This window comes from Campylobacter sp. S4:11 (genome assembly GCF_024723695.1).
Lineage (GTDB): Bacteria > Campylobacterota > Campylobacteria > Campylobacterales > Campylobacteraceae > Campylobacter_D > Campylobacter_D jejuni_C.
In genome coordinates this window covers 1-21,631 of record NZ_JANQDC010000004.1, presented here as the reverse complement: position 1 = coordinate 21,631, position 21,631 = coordinate 1, and the positions used below count along the sequence as shown (strand labels likewise).

Annotated in this window: 21 protein-coding genes; 14 read left to right on the top strand and 7 right to left on the bottom strand. The window is 30.9% G+C overall.

Annotated elements, in window-relative coordinates; translation table 11 throughout:
- Window positions 1-93: 93 nt before the first annotated feature.
- A complete protein-coding gene (locus CAMP5053_RS01980) occupies window positions 94-1,131 on the bottom strand; it encodes a YeiH family protein (RefSeq protein WP_337217176.1) in 1,038 nt (345 codons plus the stop codon).
- 105 nt (window positions 1,132-1,236) lie between these two features.
- Between CAMP5053_RS01980 and CAMP5053_RS01975 the strand changes: the two genes are divergently transcribed.
- On the top strand, window positions 1,237-2,100 hold the full coding sequence (locus tag CAMP5053_RS01975) for a LysR family transcriptional regulator (protein WP_337217175.1): 864 nt from the start codon (window positions 1,237-1,239) through the stop codon (window positions 2,098-2,100).
- Here CAMP5053_RS01975 and murD read toward each other — a convergent pair.
- Window positions 2,092-3,291, bottom strand: a complete 1,200-nt coding sequence (murD, locus tag CAMP5053_RS01970; protein WP_337217174.1) for a UDP-N-acetylmuramoyl-L-alanine--D-glutamate ligase — start codon at window positions 3,289-3,291, stop codon at window positions 2,092-2,094. The two genes, CAMP5053_RS01975 and murD, sit on opposite strands and share 9 nt — an antisense overlap.
- The gene (gene mraY / locus CAMP5053_RS01965) at window positions 3,291-4,349 is read right to left on the bottom strand and encodes a phospho-N-acetylmuramoyl-pentapeptide-transferase (protein WP_214126000.1); all 1,059 of its coding nucleotides are present in this window, start codon (window positions 4,347-4,349) and stop codon (window positions 3,291-3,293) included. The genes murD and mraY overlap by 1 nt, the downstream gene beginning before the upstream one ends.
- A 78-nt stretch (window positions 4,350-4,427) precedes the next feature.
- Between mraY and gpmI the strand changes: the two genes are divergently transcribed.
- Window positions 4,428-5,906 carry a 2,3-bisphosphoglycerate-independent phosphoglycerate mutase gene (gene gpmI, locus CAMP5053_RS01960; RefSeq protein ID WP_337217173.1) on the top strand — a complete coding sequence of 493 codons (1,479 nt, stop codon included), beginning with the start codon at window positions 4,428-4,430 and terminating at the stop codon, window positions 5,904-5,906.
- Window positions 5,907-5,920: 14 nt separating this feature from the next.
- A complete protein-coding gene (gene fabG, locus CAMP5053_RS01955) occupies window positions 5,921-6,664 on the top strand; it encodes a 3-oxoacyl-ACP reductase FabG (RefSeq protein WP_214099857.1) in 744 nt (247 codons plus the stop codon).
- A 9-nt stretch (window positions 6,665-6,673) separates the two neighbouring features.
- On the opposite strand, the gene acpS is transcribed toward fabG, so the two are convergent.
- From acpS to CAMP5053_RS01940, 3 genes are all read right to left on the bottom strand, one after another.
- Window positions 6,674-7,030 carry a holo-ACP synthase gene (gene acpS, locus CAMP5053_RS01950; protein WP_214099858.1) on the bottom strand — a complete coding sequence of 119 codons (357 nt, stop codon included), beginning with the start codon at window positions 7,028-7,030 and terminating at the stop codon, window positions 6,674-6,676.
- Entirely contained in the window at window positions 7,030-7,575 is a 546-nt protein-coding gene (fliL, locus tag CAMP5053_RS01945; protein ID WP_087700697.1) for a flagellar basal body-associated protein FliL, read from the bottom strand. Before fliL ends, acpS begins: the two co-directional genes overlap by 1 nt.
- Before the next feature lie 65 nt (window positions 7,576-7,640).
- The gene (locus tag CAMP5053_RS01940) at window positions 7,641-8,279 is read right to left on the bottom strand and encodes a helix-turn-helix transcriptional regulator (protein ID WP_214125995.1); all 639 of its coding nucleotides are present in this window, start codon (window positions 8,277-8,279) and stop codon (window positions 7,641-7,643) included.
- A 247-nt stretch (window positions 8,280-8,526) separates the two neighbouring features.
- Between CAMP5053_RS01940 and CAMP5053_RS01935 the strand changes: the two genes are divergently transcribed.
- From CAMP5053_RS01935 to CAMP5053_RS01920, 4 genes are all read left to right on the top strand, one after another.
- On the top strand, window positions 8,527-9,951 hold the full coding sequence (locus CAMP5053_RS01935; protein WP_337217172.1) for a catalase: 1,425 nt from the start codon (window positions 8,527-8,529) through the stop codon (window positions 9,949-9,951).
- Window positions 9,952-10,002: 51 nt separating this feature from the next.
- A complete protein-coding gene (locus CAMP5053_RS01930) occupies window positions 10,003-10,464 on the top strand; it encodes an ankyrin repeat domain-containing protein (protein ID WP_261529592.1) in 462 nt (153 codons plus the stop codon).
- A gap of 178 nt (window positions 10,465-10,642) precedes the next feature.
- Window positions 10,643-12,040 (top strand): argininosuccinate lyase, encoded by a 1,398-nt coding sequence (gene argH / locus CAMP5053_RS01925; protein WP_337217171.1) that lies wholly within the window; start codon window positions 10,643-10,645, stop codon window positions 12,038-12,040.
- A 20-nt stretch (window positions 12,041-12,060) separates the two neighbouring features.
- Complete coding sequence (locus CAMP5053_RS01920) at window positions 12,061-13,392, top strand: anaerobic C4-dicarboxylate transporter family protein (RefSeq protein ID WP_261529591.1); 1,332 nt, start codon at window positions 12,061-12,063, stop codon at window positions 13,390-13,392.
- Window positions 13,393-13,395: 3 nt separating this feature from the next.
- Here the strand turns inward: CAMP5053_RS01920 and CAMP5053_RS01915 are convergent, their stop codons facing one another.
- Entirely contained in the window at window positions 13,396-14,070 is a 675-nt protein-coding gene (locus CAMP5053_RS01915; RefSeq protein ID WP_337217170.1) for a helix-turn-helix transcriptional regulator, read from the bottom strand.
- A 167-nt stretch (window positions 14,071-14,237) separates the two neighbouring features.
- On the opposite strand from CAMP5053_RS01915, the gene CAMP5053_RS01910 reads away from it, so the two are divergent.
- The 7 genes from CAMP5053_RS01910 to feoB form a co-directional block, all read left to right on the top strand.
- A complete protein-coding gene (locus CAMP5053_RS01910) occupies window positions 14,238-14,600 on the top strand; it encodes a Rid family detoxifying hydrolase (protein WP_214099866.1) in 363 nt (120 codons plus the stop codon).
- A gap of 3 nt (window positions 14,601-14,603) precedes the next feature.
- Complete coding sequence (gene dcuC, locus CAMP5053_RS01905) at window positions 14,604-16,043, top strand: C4-dicarboxylate transporter DcuC (protein WP_337217169.1); 1,440 nt, start codon at window positions 14,604-14,606, stop codon at window positions 16,041-16,043.
- A gap of 13 nt (window positions 16,044-16,056) precedes the next feature.
- Window positions 16,057-17,226, top strand: coding sequence for a cystathionine beta-lyase (metC, locus tag CAMP5053_RS01900; protein WP_263667093.1), 1,170 nt, complete (start codon window positions 16,057-16,059; stop codon window positions 17,224-17,226).
- A gap of 3 nt (window positions 17,227-17,229) precedes the next feature.
- Window positions 17,230-18,594, top strand: coding sequence for an adenylosuccinate lyase (gene purB, locus CAMP5053_RS01895; RefSeq protein ID WP_214099869.1), 1,365 nt, complete (start codon window positions 17,230-17,232; stop codon window positions 18,592-18,594).
- A 6-nt stretch (window positions 18,595-18,600) separates the two neighbouring features.
- On the top strand, window positions 18,601-19,941 hold the full coding sequence (locus CAMP5053_RS01890; protein WP_263667092.1) for an MmgE/PrpD family protein: 1,341 nt from the start codon (window positions 18,601-18,603) through the stop codon (window positions 19,939-19,941).
- A gap of 93 nt (window positions 19,942-20,034) precedes the next feature.
- Complete coding sequence (locus CAMP5053_RS01885) at window positions 20,035-20,262, top strand: FeoA family protein (protein WP_039617512.1); 228 nt, start codon at window positions 20,035-20,037, stop codon at window positions 20,260-20,262.
- On the top strand, window positions 20,262-21,631 hold a 1,370-nt coding region (gene feoB, locus CAMP5053_RS01880), incomplete at its 3' end, for a ferrous iron transport protein B (protein ID WP_337217168.1). The genes CAMP5053_RS01885 and feoB, both read left to right, overlap by 1 nt.

The window sequence follows — 21,631 nt, the reverse complement described above, 5'->3', positions numbered from 1 at the left end:
TTATAATACTATTTAAATATAAAGTAGTAAAAAATAAATATTAAATTAATAAAAAAATATAAAATGCTATAATATGTTTCATAATGAAACATATTATAAATTTAATAAGAAAATTAAGCTAATTGATATAAAGATTAACCAAATAAAAAGCAACAATGCCATTAAAAATGGTTTAAAACCTGCATTTTTTAAAACATTTTTATGAATATTCACTCCCAAAGCTACCATAGCCATAGAAAGTAAAAGTGTGTCTATGGTTTGTATGCTTGGTTTTATATAGTTAAGCGCAAAATCGGTATTTAATATTTCAAGTGAGCTAATACCACAAGCAAATAAAAACCACAAAGCAAAATAAGGAATATTTGCTTTAATGGAAATTTTTTCATTATTTTTGCTTAGAAATTTTAATGAAAAAAGACTTAAGAAAATCAAAAAAGGTACTAACATTAAAACACGCATCATTTTTTCTATGACAGCACCATCTCCTGCTTGCACAGCTTCACCTGCTGCAACAGTATGTGCAACTTCATGCAAGCTTGCTCCCATGAAATAGCCCATTTGCTTTAAATTAAAAAAATCAAACCAACCCAAATTCCAAGCCAAAGGATATAAAAACATCCCTAAAGTTCCAAAAACCACCACAGTGCAAACTGCCACGCCAACTTTAGCAGAGCCACCTTTAACAATGCTTTCACTAGCCATCACAGCAGCTGCTCCACAAATGCTTGAGCCACTACTTATAAGTATACTTTCTTTAAGATCAAGTTTGAATAATTTTCCTAGCAAAAGCCCTATAAAAAAGGTAGAAAATACCACTAAAAATGCTAATAAAATCCCATTTAATCCAACTTTTTCTAAATCATTAAAAGTAATTCTAAAGCCATAAAGTATAATCCCAAGTCTTAAAATTTCTTTTGTTGCTATGTTTAAAACTCCTGATTTTTTGAGTAAATTTGCATTTTGATGTGCTAAATTTCCTATTAAAGCTCCCAAAATTACAGCTATGATTAAAGCTGAAATTCCAAGATTTTTGAAAAAACTAAGCTCAGAAATAGCAAAAGCACAAAAAGCAAGAGTAAAAAGCAGTAAAAAAGCTTCAAATTTTCTATGTTTATATATATTTTTATGCATGAAATTTTCCTTTTTTATTTTTTGTAATCTTAATGATTTTTTTATGATAAGTAAAATTAATTTTATTTGATATAATGATTAAAAATATTTATCAAAAGAGTGCTTATGACTTTTAAACAAATAAAATATTTTCAAGCCTTGTGTAGAAATTTAAATTTAAGAGCTTGTGCTAAAGAATTAAATATAACTCAATCTGCTTTGTCTTTAGCTATATTTGAACTTGAAAAAAGTTTAAACACCAAGCTTTTTGATAGAAATGCTAAATTTTTAAGCTTAAATGAAAAAGGAAAGGTTTTTTTAAAACAAATTACACCTTTGATTTTAGAATTTGAACGCATAGAAAAAGCAATGCAAGATGATCAAAGCTATGAAATAAGTATGAAAGTGAGTCAAAATGTAGGTACTTATTTACTAGGATCTTTTTTAGATCAAAAGGAAGAAAATATCAAACTAAATTTGTCCTTGGATAATAGCCAAAATATCATCAAAGATATTTTAGATAAAGAAATAGATATAGGTTTGATTGAAGGAATTTGTAAAGATAAGGATATAAAAAAGGTTAAAATTTGTGATGATGAGCTTATTGTGGTGAGTAAAAATGACTTCAAAAAAGAATTTTTCATAGATGAGTTAAAGGATTTTAAATGGCTAAGTCGTGAGCAAGGTTCTGGCGCAAAAGAAGTATTTTTAAATGCTTTGCCTAAAGATATAAAGCTTAATTTAGCTTATGAGTTAAACTCAACTGCTATGATAAAAGAGTTAGTTAAAAAAGGTAATTTTTTAGCGGTTTTACCTAAATTTAGCGTTAAAGAAGAGCTTGAAGCTAAAAGCTTATTTGAAGTAAGATTAAAAAATTTTAAAATTTCAAGAGAGCTTTGCTTGATTTATCATAAAAATAAAGAGCCAAGCGAGAAATTTATAAATTTATGTGAGTTTTTAAAATTTTGTATTCAAAAAGATTTAGCTTAATTCTTGAACACATTTTTTAAAAAGCTCTCCTCTTTCTTCGTAAGATTTAAACTGATCTAAGCTTGCACAAGCAGGACTTAATAGAGCTACTTCATCATTAGTTAAGTTTTGATTGATTTTTTCTACTGCTTTAGGTAAAAACTCGCAAAAATGTGCTTTTAAATTAGCATTTTTAGCATATTCAAGCATTTTATTAGTGCTTTTTCCTATGGCATAAAGTTCTATATTAAGCTCTTTCATAAAAGCAAACAAAGCACTTAAATCCACTCCCTTATCATCGCCACCTATGATAAGATGAATTTTTTTATCCTTATAGCGTTTAAGAGCAGCTAAACTAGCATCCAAATTAGTTGCTTTAGTATCATTTACCCAAAGTCTATTTTTATGATCAAATATTTCTTCAAGTTTATTTTTTTCTATTTTAAACTCATTTAAAAGCTCATAAGAGCAACGATCTAGTATGATTTTTTCTATACTTAAGGCAATAAGTGCATCAAGTAAAAATGGGGTTTTGAAATGAATTTTTTCTAAATCAATTTGCATTTTTTTAGCTAAATCTTGCTCATCTTCATAGCTTATAACATAAGCATGGGTTGGATAAGCCTCATACTTTTTAGGTAAAATTACCACATCATTTTCATTCATTCTTTTAAGCACACTAAGCTTTGCTTGCTCATAATTTTTAAAGCTTTTATGCCAAGAAAGATGATCAGGTGTGATAGGTAAAAGCGCATAAATTTCAGGTTTAGCTATTTTGGTGTAAAAAAGCGAAAAAGATGAACTTTCTAAAATCCATAATTTAGCATTAGCGTCCATTTGTGCTAAAGGAGTTCCTATGTTTGCTCCCATTTGTGCATTGATGTGTTTTAAAAGATGATGTGTCATTTGAGTGGTGGTGGTTTTGCCATTTGTTCCGCTTATCCAAACACTTTTTGGCATACCATCATAAAAAAAATCATACTCACTGCTTAAATTTCTTGCTTGCTGTATGAGAGAATGATTATTTGGAAAGCCAGGACTTGGAATTTCTAAGTCACTTTTTAAAGGATCAAATTCACAAGGTGGTAAAAGTGTATTGTTAAATTCATCCTTACTTATACTTGTAAAATGATCATCATAAATATCGCAATTTCCAAAACGCTGTGCAAAAGCTTTAGTTGTTTTTCCGTATCCAAAAAGTGAAATTTTCATTATCTTAACTTTATACTAATTAATGCAATGATATTTGCAAGTAAGGCTATCATCCAAAAACGCACGATGATTTTATTTTCCACCCAACCTATTTTTTCAAAATGATGATGAATAGGTGCCATTTTAAATACTCTTTTGTTAAAGATTTTAAAACTTCCTACTTGTAAAATCACTGAAATAGTTTCTAAAACAAATACAAAACCTATCAGTAAAAGTAAAATTTCATTTTTACTTACTATGCCAAGATAGCCTAAAAACGCCCCTATGCTTAAACTCCCACTATCTCCCATAAAAACTTGTGCAGGATAGCAGTTATACCACAAAAATCCCATAAGCGCACCAACTAAAGCTGAGCTTAGCACCACAAGTTCTCCTAGACCTTGAATTTTAGGTAAAAATAAATAAGAACTATAAATAGCATTTCCACTTAAATATAAAAAAGCACCAAGGCTTAAAAGAGAAAATATAGAAGGCACGGTTGCAAGCCCATCAAGCCCATCAGTTAAATTCACAGCATTAGAGCTTGATACAATAACTAAAATCCATAAAAACAGCATAAACATACCACCATCAAAAATAGCATGTTTATAAAAAGGTAAATAAAATTCAGTATTTATATCAAATAAATATAATAATCCAACACAGATAAAAGCAGCACTAAATTGTCCTAGAAGTTTCATTTTTGGGCTTAGTCCTGCGTGATTGTCTTTTTTTAAAATCTTACCCAAATCATCGACTAAGCCTATAGTACAAAATAACATCAAACACAATAATCCAACGATTACAAAACTATTATTTAAATCAGCGCTTAAAACACTTGCTATGATAGTAGCAAAGATAAAAACAAGCCCGCCCATAGTAGGGGTATGAGATTTGGCTTGGTGTGATTGTGGAGCGTATTCATAAATAGGTTGATTTGCTTTTTTATTTTGAGCCCATTTGATAAATTTTGGCATTAAATATAAACTCAAAAATAAAGCGATAAAAAATGCAAAACCAGCACGCACACTAATATAAGAAAAAAACATATAATTTGTATATTCTGTAAGATAAAGCAAAATTTTAACCTTATATTTGTTTTTTAAAAGCATAATTTTAGTAAAATCACATAAATAAATTATAAAAAAGAGTAAAAAATGAGTCAAAAATGTATTTTGATAATCACAGATGGTATAGGACATAATACAAATTCAAACTATAATGCTTTTTTTCATGCTAAAAAGCCAACTTATGATAAGCTTTTTGAAAATACCCCTAATGTTTTGATAAAAACAAGTGGCTTGGCAGTTGGCCTACCTGAAGGTCAAATGGGTAATAGCGAAGTAGGGCATATGTGTATAGGTAGTGGACGCATAATCTATCAAAATTTAGTCAAGATAAATAAAGCCATAGAAAATGACACTTTAAAAGATAATAAGGCTTTAAAAGAGTTATTACAAAAATGTAAAAGAGTGCATATTATAGGGCTTTATAGTGATGGTGGGGTGCATTCTATGCATACACATTTTAATGCACTTTTAAAAATTTGTAAGCAAGAAAATAAAGAAGTTTTTGCACATGCAATTAGCGATGGTAGGGATTGTCCTCCAAATTCAGGTTTAGAATTTATAAAATCTTTACAGGAATTTTGTGAAAAAGAAAGGGTTAATTTTGCTTCTTTATCGGGAAGATTTTATGCTATGGATAGAGATAAGCGCTATGATAGGGTTAAGTCTTATTATGATGCTTTATTTGCTAAGGCACCAAAGTGTGATGATTTTGCACAATTTATACAAAAAAGCTATGATGAAAATATCACAGATGAGTTTTTAAGCCCAGTTATTAGTCAAAACTTTGATGGAATTAAGACTGAAGATGGTGTGATTTTTATCAATTTTAGAAATGATAGAATGCGTCAATTAGTTGCTTCTTTAACTCAAGAAAGCTTTAATGAATTTCCAAAAGAAGTGCTTGTAAAAAATGCCATTACTATGAGTTTGTATGATGAGAGTTTTAAACTGCCTGTGATGTTTGAAAAAGAAGAATTAAATAATACTTTAGCTTCTGTGATAGCTAATGCAAATTTAAGCCAACTTCACACAGCTGAGACAGAAAAATACGCTCATGTAACTTTTTTCTTTAATGGGGGAAAAGAAGAATTAGAATGCAATGAAACAAGAGTTTTAATCCCAAGTCCTAAGGTAAAAACATATGATGAAAAACCTCAAATGAGTGCTAAAGAAGTCACAGATGAGGTACTTAAGGGTATAGAAAATGGCATGGATTTTATCGTAGTCAATTTTGCAAATGGTGATATGGTAGGACATACGGGTGATTTTGAAGCTGCAATTAGTGCGGTTGAATGTGTGGATGAGTGTTTAGGTAGGGTTATTGCCAAAGCAAGAGAGTATGATTATGCTTTTATTATTACTTCAGATCATGGAAACTGTGAAGCGATGAGGGATGAAAATGAAAATATGCTCACTAATCACACAACCTTTGATGTTTTTGCTTTTGTAGAAGCTAAAGGAGTGGATAAACTCAAAGAGGGTATGGGGCTTAGTAATATAGCACCAAGCGTGCTTAAAATTTTAAACTTGCCTATTCCAAAAGAAATGGATGAGGCTTTATTTTAATTTAAAGGAGAACAATGAAATTTAGTGGAAAAAATGTTTTGATAACAGGTGCAAGTAAAGGTATAGGTGCAGCAATAGCTAAAGAATTAGCAAGTTATGGTTTAAAAGTTTGGATTAATTATAGAAGCAAGCCTGAGCTTGCTGATGCGTTAAAAGAAGAGATAGAAAAAAGTGGTGGCACTGCAGCTGTGATTAAATTTGATGCAAGTGTTGAAGAAGAATTTACAAGCGCTATTGCAACCATAATAGAAAGTGATGGTGAACTTAGTTACTTAGTTAATAATGCGGGTATTACTAATGATAAATTAGCACTTAGAATGAGTATGGATGATTTTTCTTCAGTGATTAATGCTAATTTAAATTCAAGCTTTTTAGGTTGTAGAGAGGCATTAAAAACTATGAGTAAAAAGCGTTTTGGTGCGGTTGTAAATATTGCTTCTATAGTTGGAGAAATGGGAAATGCAGGCCAAACTAATTATAGTGCTAGTAAAGGCGGTATGATAGCATTAACAAAATCTTTTGCTAAAGAAGGCGCAGCAAGAAATATAAGATATAACTGCATTACCCCAGGTTTTATAAAAAGTGATATGACCGAAGTTTTAAGTGATGAAATAAAACAAAATTATATTAATAATATCCCTTTAAAGCGTTTTGCGGATGCAAGTGAAGTAGCTCAAGCTGTGGCATTTTTATTAAGCGATCATTCTTCTTATATCACAGGAGAAATTTTAAAAGTCAATGGTGGGCTTTATATGTAAAGCAAGGTTTTAACCTTGCTTAGTTTCTATAGCCACTACTGCTATAGCAAAACCCCCATCATGCGCTACGCTTACACTTGCTGATTTTATATTAAATTCTTGCATAACTTTTTGAGAAAAACTAATATGTGGAGCATTTTTATTATCTTTAGAGATGATGATATCAAAAAAAGAACATTCTTTGGAAATTCCAACTCCCAAAGCTTTAGAGGCAGCTTCTTTAATAGCCCAAAATCCTGCTAGAGTGTTGGTATTTTTTATATAACTTTGCTCTTGCTTGGATAAAAATTTATCCAAGAAAAGCGTTTTATGTCTTTCATAAATTTTTTCTATGCGAGAGCATACGACTATGTCACAGCCTATCATTAAGATACTACAAAGTCAGTAAAATAAATATTTTTGATAAAACCATCAGTTAAAACCTCATTAATTTTACCAGTTAATTCATCTTTTAATCTTTCTTTGCCTTTTGTGGTGCTTACTTCTTCAAAGGTTTTTGAAGTTAAAGTTCTAATGATAATATCTCTAATAATAGCAACTTTTTTATCAAGCTCAGGAGTTAGAGTTTCAACATTTTGTTCAAGTTGAATGGTGCATTTTACATATCTTGATCCACCATCACTTAATAAATTTAGTGTAAAAGGTGCTAAAGGATACATCACGCCAATATTTGCATAATCACTCCCTCTAGCTGCTACTGCATTTGTTTTTTTAGGAGTTTGCGCAACTTGTGCACTTTCTTCAGCTTGTGGAGCAGGATTTTCTTCAGAACCACCGCTAAACATTAAATAAGCAATTGCTCCTACAATTACAAGCAAAAATACAAATAAAAATACAACGATAATGATTACTAAAGTATTACCACCTTTTTTCTTTGATTCGCCTTGTTCATCCATCATATCATCAGCCATATTTTTCCTTTTATAAAATTTTAAAGTGTTATTGTATCAAAAATTATATTTTTTTAAAATGATGATTATTTAATCTTTTGTAAATGTCTATAAACACTAGGTTCTGAAATACTCAAAAGCTCAGCAACCTTAGGAATAACACCCTTTACATTAAACACGCCTTTTTCGTATAAACTAGCTATCATTTTTTGCTTTTCTTTTGGTTTTAAGCTTTTGCTTTTAAAACTTTCAATATCCATACCCGTAATATCTTCAACGATTTCTTCTAAATCAAGTTTTATATATTCTTTATTTTCTTGCTCAGGACTTTCATAAGAATTATCATAAATATTTCCAAGATTTAAAATTTCATCAGAGATTTTTTTAAATGCTGAAGTATCATGATTAATACAAAGCAAACCTTCAAGTTTTTCATCTTTTTTAATAAAAAATGTAGATCCAGACATTACCTGTGAGCTTTTAGCTGAGGTTTTATAATGTGTTATATAATCACGTTCTAAATAGATTTTGTTTTTAATCATTTCAATCGCAAAACCAGTTAGAGGCGAATTTATAGTTCTTTTACTAATATGGTTATTAGCAATTTCTGCTATATTAGCTCCATCTTCGCTTACATCATGTAAGACTATTTCATAATTTCTTCCTAAGGCTTCTGCAAGAAATTTAACTAATTTAATATAATAAGTTCTTGTTTCCTTATCCATAAGCTCTCCTTTTTTTATTAATTTTGTAGTAAAAATATTTAAAATAAGAATATTTATTCTTATTTTTTAACAATTTTAATACAAAATAAAAATAATTATGCTTAAAAAAAGATTATTTTTTTGAAAATAACAATATTTTATACCTGGATCTTCAAATAATGATAATTTTTATCGTTTAATTTTATTTTAATAATATAGGGATATAATTTATCAAATAATAAAAATTATTATTTAAAAAGGAGATACAATGAAAAAACTAACAAATGATTTTGGAAATATCATAGCCGATAATCAAAATTCACTAAGTGCAGGTGCTAAAGGTCCGCTTTTAATGCAAGATTATATTTTGCTTGAAAAACTTGCTCATCAAAATAGAGAAAGAATTCCAGAAAGAACAGTGCATGCAAAAGGAAGTGGTGCTTATGGGGAGCTTAAAATCACAAAAGATATTTCTCAATACACTAAAGCAAAAGTTTTACAGCTTGGAGAAAATACACCTTTATTTATAAGATTTTCAACCGTTGCAGGTGAAGCAGGTGCAGCTGATGCAGAAAGAGATGTGAGAGGTTTTGCTATTAAATTTTATACTAAAGAAGGAAATTGGGATTTAGTAGGTAATAATACTCCGACATTTTTTATAAGAGATGCATATAAATTTCCTGATTTTATTCATACTCAAAAAAGAGATCCAAGAACTCATCTAAGAAGTAATAATGCTGCGTGGGATTTTTGGAGCCTTTGTCCTGAAAGCTTACACCAAGTTACTATTTTAATGAGTGATAGAGGAATTCCTGCAAGCTATCGTCATATGCATGGTTTTGGAAGCCATACTTATAGTTTGATTAATGATAAAAATGAAAGATTTTGGGTGAAATTTCATTTTAAAACCAAGCAAGGTATTAAAAATTTAACTAATGAAGAAGCGGCAAATTTAATAGCAAATGATAGAGAAAGTCATCAAAGAGATTTATACGAAGCTATTGAAAAAGGAGATTTTCCAAAATGGACTTTCCAAATTCAAGTTTTAAAAGAAGATGAGGTAGAAAAACTAGGTTTTAATCCTTTTGATTTAACTAAAGTTTGGCCACATAGTATTGTGCCTTTAATTGAAGTAGGTGAATTAGTACTTAATAAAAATGTGCAAAACTATTTTAATGAAGTAGAACAAGCTGCATTTAGTCCAAGCAATATCGTTCCTGGTATTGGTTTTAGTCCTGATAAAATGCTGCAAGCTAGAATTTTTTCTTATCCTGACGCACATAGATACCGCATAGGAACAAATTATCATTTATTACCAGTTAATCGTGCAAAAAGCGAAGTAAATACTTATAATGTAGCAGGAGCTATGAATTTTGATACCTATAAAAATGGCCCAGCTTATTATGAACCAAATAGTTATGATGATAGTCCAAAAGAAGATAAAAGCTATCTTGAGCCTGACTTAGCACTTGAAGGTAATGCACAAAGATATGCTCCACTTGATGATGATTTTTACACCCAACCAAGAGCTTTATTTAATATAATGAATCAAGATCAAAAAGAGCAGTTATTTAAAAACATAGCAGCTTCTATGAATGGGGTTGAAGAAAAAATCATTGCTAGAGCATTAAGTCATTTTGAAAAAATTTCAAGTGAATATGCAAATGGTGTTAAAAAAGCTTTAAAAATGTAATTTTTACTTGCCACTTTTAAAGTGGCAAACTAAAGATTATAAAGGAAAAATATGTTTAGCAATGAAGAAGAAAAAAGAATTCAAGAGCTTTGCACTATGGCTTTTGATTACGCAAGAAAAAATGATTTACAAAATTTGAAGATTATGATAGAAGCAGGTTTGAGTGTGAATTTAAAAAATCATAAAGGTGATAGTCTCTTAATGCTTGCAAGTTATCATAATGCTTATGAATGTGCTAAGTTTTTGCTAGAAAATAATGCTAGAGTAGATGAGAAAAACGATAGAGGACAAACCCCATTAGCAGGGGTGTGTTTTAAAGGATATTTGCCTATGTGTAAGCTTTTGGTAGAACATGGAGCAAATATTGATGAAAACAACGGTCTGGGTATGACACCTTTTACTTTTGCACTAATGTTTGGGCATAGAGATATAGTAGAGTTTTTAACAAAGCATTCTAAAAAAAGTTTTCTTAAAAAAATGTGTTTTACAATACTGAAAATTTTTAAAAAATAGTTAAAATTTACAATACATTTAAACTTCTCATAATTATTTAAAAAATTATTAAAAGAAAATAATTTTTTTGATTAAATCTAAGTTTTTAGAATTTTTTATTATAAAGATAAAAAAATTAAGCTAGATTAAAACAAAACTAAATAAAATTATCCCATATTTTTTAATGAAAGGATAACAAATGTCTAACAAAACAGAAAAATTATGGGGTGGGCGTTTTGATTTGCCTACAAACAAATTAGTTGAAGAATATACAGCATCATTGCCAGTTGAGCCAAGACTTGCTCCTTTTGATATACAAGGAAGTATAATTCACTGCACTATGCTTGCAAAACAAGGTATTATAAAAGAAGATGAGGCAAAAACTATCATCAAGGGTTTAGAACAAGTCAGAGAAGAAATTCAAAATGGAACCTTTGTTTTTGATATAGCTGATGAGGATATTCATATGGCTGTAGAAAAAAGAATGACACAAATCGTAGGCCCAGTAGGCGGAAAGCTTCACACTGCAAGAAGTAGAAATGACCAAACTACACTTGATTCAAAAATTCACATGAGAGCCGTTATTAAAGAAGTATTAACTCAAATTACTACTTTGCAAGAAGAAATCATCCATCAAGCTCAAAAAAATATCAAAGCTATTATGCCAGGTTATACACATTTACAAACGGGTCAACCGGTGCTTTTTTCACATTGGATTATGGCGTATTTTTGGATGTTAAGTAGGGATTATTCTCGTTTTGAAGATTTATATAAAAGAATGAATGAGTGTCCTTTAGGAGCGGCTGCACTTGGTGGAACCACATTTAATATAGACAGACATTTTTGCGCCAAAGAACTAGGCTTTACTAAACCAACAGAAAATAGCATTGATAGTGTAAGTGATAGAGATCATATGGTTGAATTTACTACTATTGCTGCAATGTGCTTTATGCACCTTAGTCGTTTTTGTGAAGAGCTTATACTTTTCTCAAGCCAAGATTTTAAATTTATAGAATTAAGTGATGATTTTTGTACTGGTTCAAGCATAATGCCTCAAAAGAAAAATCCTGATGTAGCTGAAAAAATGCGTGGTAAGACAGGTAGAATGTATGGTAATGTTATGGCAATGCTAACTATTATGAAAGGTATTCCATTAGCTTATAATACTGATATGAGTGAAGATAAGGCTCAAGTTTATGATTCTATGGATACTTTAATGGCAAGTTTAAAAATCATAACTCCTATGATAGAAAAAATGCAAGTAAATGCTAATAATACAAGAGCAGCAGCTGCAAAAGGATTTTCAAATGCCACAGATATGGCTGATTATTTAGTAAGAAAAAATATACCATTTAGAGAAGCTCATAGTATAGTTGGTGGTGCTGTAAATTATTGTATTAAACATGGAAAAATGCTTGAAGAGCTTAGCATGGAAGAATTCCATCAATTTAATGAAAATATCCAAGAAGATATTTATGAAGCAATTGCTTTGGAAACTTGTATAGATGCAAGACTTTCTTATGGTGGTACAGGAACTAAAGTTGTATTAGAGCAAATTGAACATGCAAAAGAATTGTTGGATAAATGTAAAAAATAAACAATAAGGGCGAAGATTAGATGGATATTATTTTTATACTTCAACTTTTTATTATTTTTTCTATGATAGCCATAGGTGGTAGATATGGCGGTATAGGACTTGGGGTTGCAGGTGGACTTGGTATGTGTATTTTGGTTTTAGTCTTTGGTATGCAACCAGCTTCACTTCCTGTAAGTGTTGTGTTTATTATACTTGCTGTGATTACTTGTGTGAGTGTTTTACAAAGTGCAGGTGGGCTTGATTTACTAGTAAAAATAGCTGAAAAAGCATTAAAGAAAAAACCTCAAGCTATTGTTTTTATGGGTCCATTAATCACATCCACTTTTACAATATTTTGTGGTACTACTTATGTAGCTTTTTCTGTTTATCCAGTGATTGCTGAAGTAGCTGCTCAAGCTAAAATTCGCCCTGAAAGACCACTTTCGGTTTCAGTTATAGCAGCAGGTATTGCAGTAGTGGCTTCTCCTATGAGTGCAGCCACTGCAGGTATGGTGGCTATTTTAGCTGTTAGTGGCGTAGGGCTTGTTCAAATATTAGCTGTGGTAATGCCAGCATTTTTAATTGGTGTTGTATGTGCTTGTTTGAGTGTTTTTAAAAGAGGAAAAGAGCTTGAGCAAGATGAGGAATTTCAAAGAAGAGTAAGAGCAGGGGAATATCAGTTTTTAACTCAAGATAAACAAGAAGATAAACAAGAAGCAGATCCTAAGGTTAAAAGAGCTTTATTGATATTTGCTTTGGGGATTTTAACCATTATTTTCTTTGGAACTTTTACGAATTTATTGCCTCATTATGAGCTTGCAAATGGTAAAATAGAAAGACTTTCTACTCCAAATTTAATCCAAATGATCATGCTTGCAACAGCTTGTTTGATCATGCTTTTTGCTAAAGTTCCTGCTAATAAACTTGGTGAAGCTTCTGTATTTAAATCAGGACTTATAGGAGTTGTAGGGGTTTTTGGTATAGCTTGGATGACAGGAACATTTTTTGAAGCTTATAAACCTTTATTTAGCGATTCTTTATCACATATTGTAGAGGATTATCCGTATTTATTTGGAGTGGCTTTATTTGCCTTTTCTATGGTGATTTTTTCTCCAGCTGCAACAGTAGCAGCTTTGATGCCTTTGGGCGTGAGTTTGGGAATTCCTCCTCAAATTCTTATCGTGCTTTATCCTTGTGTGAGTGGAGATTTTATAGTCCCAGGTGCTAATCAAATAGCATGTGTGGCTTTTGATAGAACAGGCACAACAAAAATAGGAAAATTTGTGATCAATCACTCTTATTTAAGACCAGGTTTTGCTCTAATTATCGGCGCTGTTGTAAGCGCTTATTTTATATCACAAATAGTTTTTTAGTTATTAAAGGCTATTTTTAAGTTTTTGTAAATACCTATAGACGCTAGGTTCTGATATATTAAGCGACTTAGCAACTATAGGTATGCTTCCTTTGATGTTAAAAATTCCTTTTGAGTGAAGCTTTTTAATAATTTCATCTTTTTGCTCAGTGCTTAAGTTATATCCTGAATTTAAATATTTTAAATCTATGTTTTCAGCTAAAATATCTTCTATAGAATGACTAAGTGTTTCTATATTACTCACATTGTGTAAATTTACATTGTTTTGATTATGAATATCTAATAAATCACTAAAATCATTGATTTTTTCAAGTTCTATGATTTTACTAATAGCATTTCTAAGCTCTGTGGTATCGTGATTTATACATAAAATTCCCACAATTTTATTTTGATTTTTTATAAAAAAAGTTGATCCAGTAACAATCTTAGATTTTCCAACCTTTGCTTTATAATCACATAAAAAGTCTTTATTTAAATACTCTTTTTCTTGTACAAGCTCACTTGCAAAAGAGGTTAGTGGAGAATTAATTGTTCTTCCGCTAATGTGGTTATTTGCAATAGCTGCTATATATGAACCCTCATCTGAAATCACATGAAAAACGATTTCGTATTGATCTCCAAGCACCTGTCCTAAAAACTGAGTAAGTTTGATAAATAATTCTTTTTGTTGTTCATCCATGATCTAGACCTTTTTGTTGTTTTTTGTTATTTTACAAAATATTTTCATCAAAGTTGTTAATATTTACAACAATAAAAAAAATTATTATTATGATAAAAAAATATTGACAATTTATTATTATGATGATAATATTATATTATTATTTCATTTAAACACAAGGAGTATACATGGCAAATTATCCAAAGGCTATAGGACCATATTCAGCTTATAGAGAAGCTAATGGTTTGTTGTTTATTTCAGGACAACTTCCTATTAATCCACAAAGCGGAAATATAGAAAGTGAAGATGTGAAAGAGCAAACAAGACAATCATTGTTAAATATTAAGGCTATATTGGAAGAAAATAATCTTTATTTTAACAATGTAGTTAAAACGACTTGCTTTTTAGCAAATATTGATGATTTTGTGGCTTTCAATGAGGTTTATTCTGAATTTTTCGCAGCTCCATATCCTGCAAGAAGTGCTTTTGCGGTAAAAGATCTTCCTAAGGGAGCAAAAGTGGAGATAGAGGTTATTGCTCATAAAGGATAGAGCATGTTGGGTTTAGTTTTTGCAGGATGCTCTGTATTTTTACTTGTTTTTATGCTCTATAAAAAAATCAACGCCCATATGGCGTTGCTTTTAAGTGGTTTATTCTTGCTATCTCTAGCAGGAATTTTTGGACTTTCTCCTATCATTAGTGAAAAGCAATCTTTGCATTTAGGACTTTTTGATATTTTCCAAGTTGTTAATACAAATATGTCAAGCACTCTAGCAGGGCTTGGACTTACTTTAATGTGTATAGCAGGATTTTCTGCTTATATGGATCATGTGGGTGCAAGTTATGCTTTATTTAAGGTATTTGAAAGACCTTTAAAGGCAGTAAAATCACCTTATGTTTTATTGCTAGTTTCATATTTTGTAATCCAGTTTTTGGTACTTTTTATACCTTCACATGCAGGTTTAGCACTTTTGCTTATGGTTACAATGTATCCTATTTTAGTGCGCTCAGGTGTTTCTAAGCTTTCTGCGCTTTCAATTATCGCTATTTGTCAATACATTGACCATGGCCCAGGCAGTGGTAATGTGATTTTAGCTGCAAAAACAGCTGAAATTGATCCTGCGGTATATTTTGTGCATTATCAGCTTCCTACAACTGTGCCTATTATCATAGCAGTGGGTATTGTGATTTATTTTTGCTCAAAATATTTTGATAAAAAAGAAAATTTTGTTTTTAATCGTGATGAGATAGAAAAAGAGTTATCAGAAAATGATAGCAAAAAAGAAGAGGTGAAAAAACCACCTAGAATCTATGCGATTTTACCTATTATACCTTTAGTGTTAATTTTGGGTTTTAGTAGTGTTTTAGATAGCATTATGGTATTAATGGGATTTGCAACCATGGAAGAAGTTAAAGCCGCTTCATCTACTGCAATTAGAATGAATGTGCCAGTTGCAATGATGATTTCAACCTTTATTGCAATTATTTTTGAAATCATTCGTTATAGAAGTTTGATTGATACTTTAAATTCTATCATGGTATTTTTCAAAGGTATGGGACATTTGTTTGTAATTACAGTTTCTTTGATCGTTTGTGGTCAAGTTTTTGCAAATGGACTTTTATCAGTTGGTTTTGTAGATACTTTAATAGGCTTTGCAAAAGATGCAGGTTTTGGAGTGCTTGCTATTATTATAGCAGTTTCTATTTTACTTGCTGTGTGTGCATTTTTAATGGGTTCAGGAAATGCAGCATTTTTTTCTTTTGCACCACTTATCCCAAATATAGCAAAATCTTTTGGGGTTGAAACCATAGCTATGATAGCACCTATTCAAATCATGACAGGTTTTGGCAGATGTGTTTCACCTATTGCACCTGCTATTTTGGCAATTTCGGCTATAGCTAAAGTAAATCCATTACAAGTTGTAAAAAGAACAGCTATTCCTATGCTTGTGGCTGCTATTGTTAATGTGATTATGACTTATATTTATCTATAAAAAGGAGTACAAAATGAACAACAAAACTAAATTAATCCACCTAGGAAGAGGCGATCAAAATGCCGAAGTAAGATCAGTTAATCCAACCTTAATGCGTGCATCAACTATACTTTTTAAAGATCATGCTACTTGGCAAAAATACCGCGAGCTAAGAAAAAATGAGCGTGTTTTAAGTTATGGTGCTAGAGGAACAGCAACTAATTTTGAGCTTGAAAAACTAATTTGTGAGCTTGAAGGTGGCTATAGAGCGCAACTTTTCCCAACAGGACTTGCAGCATTAGCTATGGTGCTTTTAAATTATGCTAGTAAAGATGCTCATTTTTTAATCACTGATGCTATTTATGGACCTGTTAGAACAATTTGTGATTTATTTTTAACTAAAATGGGTGTAGAAATTGACTTTTTAAAAGCTGATGCCTCTGATGTAGAAGAAAAGATCAAACCAAACACAAAATTAATCCTTTGTGAAAGCCCAGGTTCTATACTTTATGAAATCATAGATTTGCCAAAACTTTGCGAAATTGCGCACAAACATAACATACCAGTAGCGATTGATAATACTTATTCAAGCGGGTATTTTTTAAATCCGCTTGAGCTTGGAGTAGATATTTCAGTAATTGCCGCAACTAAGTACTTAAGTGGGCATTCAGATGTAACCATGGGTATAGTAGTGATTAATGAAAAAGAATGGAAAAATTTTGACAAATTGCCAGAAGCTTTAGGATTTACTACAAGTCCTGATGATGCTTATTTAGTGCTTCGTGGTATGAGAACTTTAGATGTAAGAATGAAAGCACATGAAAAAAGTGCAGATGAGGTAGTAGAGTTTTTACAAAGTAGAAAAGAAGTTAAAACAATTTTTTATCCAAAATTAAAAACTCATCCAAACCATGAAGTTTTTATGCGCGATCATAAAGGTGCTAATGGTATGGTAACGATTGAATTTGCAGATGGCATTTCTAAAGAACAAGCCATTGAGTTTGTAGATAATTTAGAGTATTTTTCAATCGGTGCAAGCTGGGGTGGATATGAGAGTTTAGCTACTGTTACTACTCCGCCAAGAACAGCAACAGATTGGAGTGCTAGAGGACCTTTTGTGAGATTTCATATAGGTCTTGAAGATAGTAAGGATTTGATTGCTGATTTAAAACAAGCATTTGAAAAAATAAATTTTAAAGGATAAAACATGGGTGTGAGTGTATTTGATATGAGGTTGCTTCAAGATTCTTGGAGCACCCCTGCAATGAGAGCTATTTTTAGTGAAGAAAATAGAATTCAAAAATGGCTTGATGTAGAAGCTGCCCTGGCAAAAGCTCAAGCAAAACTTGGCATTATCCCTAATGAAGCAGCTATAGAAATAGCTAAAAAAGCGCATTATAAATTTATGGATATGGATTTTATTTTTGCTGAGTTTAAAAAGACTAAACACCCTTTAGTACCTACTGTGCGTGGTTTAGAAAAAGCTTGCGAAAATGGTCTTGGTGAATATGTGCATTTTGGTGTAACAACGCAAGATATCATTGATACAGGCATAGTTTTACAATTTAAAGAAGCTATGGCTTTAATCAAACAAGATTTAAAAGATATAGCTAAAAATTTAGCAAAAATCGCAAAAGAGCATAAAAATACAGCGATGATGGGAAGAACCTTAGCTTTACAAGCTTTACCTATAACTTTTGGACACAAAGTTGCCATTTGGCTTAGTGAGCTTAATCGCCACTATGAAAGAATTATTGAACTTGAAAAAAGATTATATGTAGGATTAATCGTAGGTGCAGTGGGAACTAAAGCAAGCTTAAGTGACAAGGCTAATGAAGTAGAAAAACTTACTTTAGAAAGCTTAGGTTTAGAAGTTCCTGATATCTCATGGCAACCAGCAAGAGATCGTTTTATCGAGCTTGGTTATGTTTTAGGCAATATCAATGCAACCTTTAACAAAATCGCACATCAGCTTTTAATCTTAGCTCATAATGAAATTGATGAAATTGCTGAACCTTTTGGAAAAGGTCAAGTAGGAAGCTCTACTATGCCTCATAAAAGAAATCCTGCAGTAAGTGAAAACGCAGTGACTGTAAGTAATGCCCTAAGAGCTAATATTGCAATTTTAAGCGATATAGAAAGACATGAGCATGAAAGAGATGGCCAAGTTTGGAAAATGGAATGGAAGCTTTTACCAGAAGCATTTTTAATGCTTTCAGTGGTATTAGCAAATATGAAATTTGTTTTTGATGATTTAGAAGTTAAAAAAGATAAAATGTTAAAAAATCTTGATACGCTTAATGGCTTTGTGTTAGCAGAGCGCGTGATGTTTGCTTTGAGTGATCATTATGGTAAACAACATGCACATGAAATTGTTTATGAAAATGCTATGAGAGGTATAGAAAATCATAAAACTTTCAAAGAAGTTTTACTTGAAGATGAGCGTGTAAGTAAGGTTTTAAGTGAAAAAGATATTGATGTTTTAATGGATGCTACAACTTATGTAGGTTATGCACCAAAATTAGTTGATGAGTTCTTAGAAAAAATCGCTAATGCACAAATTCTAAAGTAGGAAAAAATGTATTTAAGTGAAAAACTAGCCGAATTTATCATAAATTTAGATTATGAAGCTATTCCTAGTGAAGTAAAGCAAAGAGCAAAAGAGCTTATGCTTGATGCACTAGGAACAGCCCTAGCTGCTAAAAATGAAGCTTGTGTTTTAAATGCAACTAAGGTCTTTGAAGCTTTAAGCGTAAATCCTAGTGAAAAAATTTGGAGCGAAGATAAAAAGCTTGATGTAATTTATGCTGCGATGGTAAATGCTATCGCAGCACATGCCCTTGATTTTGATGATACTCATACTGAAGCTATTCTGCACGCTAGTGCTATTTTAACTCCACTTTGTTTAACTTATGGATTTAGTGTAAGTAAGGATGGAAAAAAAGTTTTAAAAGCCTTTATTGTTGGTTGGGAAATTGCTGCTAGAGTGGGTATAGCAAGCAAAGGAAGTTTCCATAAACGCGGCTTTCATACTACAGCTATAGCAGGAATTTTTGGCAGTGTGGCTGCAAGCTGTGTTTTGCTTGATTTAAACAAAGAACAAATCATCAATGCACTAGGTTTAGCAGGAAGTTTTGCAAGTGGGGTGAATGAGTTTTTATCTAATGGGTCTAATTCTAAAGTTTTACACATAGCTAATGCTTTGAAAAATGGAATTTTAGTAGCAAATTGCGCAAAAGCTAATATGAGCGGTCCTTTGAGTATATTTGAAGGAAGGGATAATATCTTTAGAACTTTTGGCTTAGAAGATGAGTGTGATAAAAATGAACTTTGCAAGGGCTTGAATGAAATTTGGCAAGTAATGCAAGTTTCGTTAAAACCTTATCCAAGCTGTCATTTTGCACATGGGCTTATTGATTGTGCTATGAGTTTAAGAAATGATGGCTTAAAAGCACAAGATATCAAAAGTATACATTGCTTTGTAGATGAGGTGCCAATTTCATTTATCTGTGATCCAATAGAAGCAAAATACACTCCACAAAGTGCTTATGCGGCCAAATTTTCTATGCCTTTTTTAATGGCTTTGGCATTTTTTGATGGCAAGATCACTTTAAAATCTTATGAAGATTTAAGCAGGAGTGAAGTAATAGAATTTGCTAAAAAAATTAGCTATGAAAAGAAAAAATCTAGCGGTTTCCCTAAATACTTTCCAGGGCATTTAGAAGCTGTTTTAAATGATGGAAGAGTAATTAAAAAAGATGTGTTTATAAATAAAGGAAATTTTGATAATCCTTTAAGTTTTGATGAATTAAAAGATAAATTTCTTTCTAATGCTAGCATAGCACTTTCTTTAGAAAAGGCTGAGGAATTAGTCAAAAAGCTCCAAAATTTAGAAAATCTAAATGGTTTTGATTTCTAGCAATCTCATTTTTTTGAGATTGCTTATTATTTTAAAAAAGAAATAATTTAATTTTTTATATAATGTTTTATCTTAGTTTTTGTAAGGAAAAACATGACTTTAGATACATTAAAAGATAATGAAGAAGCTCTTATAGTAGGTTTTGAAGCAGATAAACAACTCCAAGCAAGACTTTTTAGTTTTGGTTTTGCAAAAAACAAAAAAGTTAAAAAAATTCGCTCTTCCATAGCAAATTCTACTATTATGGTAGAACTTGATACAACTTGCGTGATTTTACGTTCAAGTGAAGCAAAAATAATACAAATTTCAAAAGAGTTCTAATGAAAGAAATCATCGTTGCTTTAGTAGGTCAGCCAAATGTTGGTAAAAGTTTATTAATTAACGCACTTTGTAAAGCTAATATGAAAGTTGGAAATTTTAGCGGTGTTACAGTTGAAAAGGCTGAGGCTAGATTAATTTATAAAAATTATGAGTTTAAATTTATAGATTTACCAGGAACTTATGCATTAGATGGTTATAGCGAAGAAGAAAAAATCACAAAAGAATTTTTAAAAAAGGGTAATTTTGATCTTGTAGTAAATGTGCTTGATTCTACAAATTTGGAGCGTAATTTGATTTTGAGTGCGTCTTTAATAGAAGCTAAAATTAAAATGATTATGGCTTTAAATATGCAAGATGAAGCTAAAAATGAGGGTTTTAGTATAGATTTTAAAATTTTATCCCAACTTCTAAATACGCCTTGTCTTGGCGTGTGCGCTAAAACCAAAGAAAATCTAAATACACTTTTGGATTTAATCATTTCAACCCATGAAGCTAAATTCGAAGCTAAAGAGCGTGTTTATAGTGATATCATAGAAGAAGAACTCGCAAAAATAAGTGAATTTTTAAATCAAAATGAAATTACTTATTTAAATTTTTCTACAAAAGATTTAGCGCTTGCTTTACTTAAAAATGAAGCTAATATAGTCATTTCGCACGCTTTGAGAAAAATACTTGATGAAGCTTTAGAAAAAATTTATATGGCATATCATAGCAAAGATATGGAAAGTATTTTTAAAGAAGAGCTGATTGCTTTTGCAAATGGTATATGTGCTAAGGTTTTAAGTAAGGGTGTTAAGTATAAAAATCATACCAAAGAAATAGATTCTATTTTAATCAATAAATTTTTAGGAATTCCTATATTTTTGTTTTTTATGTGGGTTTTATTTCAACTAACCTTTACTTTAGGTCAAATCCCTATGGATTATATAGAAATGTTTTTTGCTAATTTAGGCGATATGGTAAAAAATAATATTAGCAATGAATTCATCGCTTCAGCCTTAGCTGATGGTGTTTTAGGTGGGGTTGGTGCGGTTATAACTTTTTTACCAAATATTATGATTTTATTTTTTGGTATAGCCTTACTTGAAACAACCGGATATATGGCTAGGGTTGCATTTTTATTAGATGGAATTTTATATAAATTTGGCTTACATGGTAAAAGTTTTATCCCTTTAATCACGGGTTTTGGCTGTTCAGTGCCTGCATTTATGGCTACAAGAACTTTAAAAAATAAAAAAGATAGATTATTAACTCTTTTTATTATTAATTTTATGAGTTGTGGCGCAAGACTTCCTGTATATGTGCTTTTTGTTGGAGTGTTTTTTCCTGCTGATGTGGCGGGAAATTATCTTTTTGGGATTTATCTTTT

Coding starts and splice junctions, on each gene's coding strand:
- CAMP5053_RS01980 (WP_337217176.1), bottom strand. CDS start 1,131: ATGCATAAAAATATATATAAACATAGAAAATTTGAAGCTTTTTTACTG.
- CAMP5053_RS01975 (WP_337217175.1), top strand. CDS start 1,237: ATGACTTTTAAACAAATAAAATATTTTCAAGCCTTGTGTAGAAATTTA.
- murD (WP_337217174.1), bottom strand. CDS start 3,291: ATGAAAATTTCACTTTTTGGATACGGAAAAACAACTAAAGCTTTTGCA.
- gpmI (WP_337217173.1), top strand. CDS start 4,428: ATGAGTCAAAAATGTATTTTGATAATCACAGATGGTATAGGACATAAT.
- fabG (WP_214099857.1), top strand. CDS start 5,921: ATGAAATTTAGTGGAAAAAATGTTTTGATAACAGGTGCAAGTAAAGGT.
- acpS (WP_214099858.1), bottom strand. CDS start 7,030: ATGATAGGCTGTGACATAGTCGTATGCTCTCGCATAGAAAAAATTTAT.
- fliL (WP_087700697.1), bottom strand. CDS start 7,575: ATGGCTGATGATATGATGGATGAACAAGGCGAATCAAAGAAAAAAGGT.
- CAMP5053_RS01940 (WP_214125995.1), bottom strand. CDS start 8,279: ATGGATAAGGAAACAAGAACTTATTATATTAAATTAGTTAAATTTCTT.
- CAMP5053_RS01935 (WP_337217172.1), top strand. CDS start 8,527: ATGAAAAAACTAACAAATGATTTTGGAAATATCATAGCCGATAATCAA.
- CAMP5053_RS01930 (WP_261529592.1), top strand. CDS start 10,003: ATGTTTAGCAATGAAGAAGAAAAAAGAATTCAAGAGCTTTGCACTATG.
- argH (WP_337217171.1), top strand. CDS start 10,643: ATGTCTAACAAAACAGAAAAATTATGGGGTGGGCGTTTTGATTTGCCT.
- CAMP5053_RS01920 (WP_261529591.1), top strand. CDS start 12,061: ATGGATATTATTTTTATACTTCAACTTTTTATTATTTTTTCTATGATA.
- CAMP5053_RS01915 (WP_337217170.1), bottom strand. CDS start 14,070: ATGGATGAACAACAAAAAGAATTATTTATCAAACTTACTCAGTTTTTA.
- CAMP5053_RS01910 (WP_214099866.1), top strand. CDS start 14,238: ATGGCAAATTATCCAAAGGCTATAGGACCATATTCAGCTTATAGAGAA.
- dcuC (WP_337217169.1), top strand. CDS start 14,604: ATGTTGGGTTTAGTTTTTGCAGGATGCTCTGTATTTTTACTTGTTTTT.
- metC (WP_263667093.1), top strand. CDS start 16,057: ATGAACAACAAAACTAAATTAATCCACCTAGGAAGAGGCGATCAAAAT.
- purB (WP_214099869.1), top strand. CDS start 17,230: ATGGGTGTGAGTGTATTTGATATGAGGTTGCTTCAAGATTCTTGGAGC.
- CAMP5053_RS01890 (WP_263667092.1), top strand. CDS start 18,601: ATGTATTTAAGTGAAAAACTAGCCGAATTTATCATAAATTTAGATTAT.
- CAMP5053_RS01885 (WP_039617512.1), top strand. CDS start 20,035: ATGACTTTAGATACATTAAAAGATAATGAAGAAGCTCTTATAGTAGGT.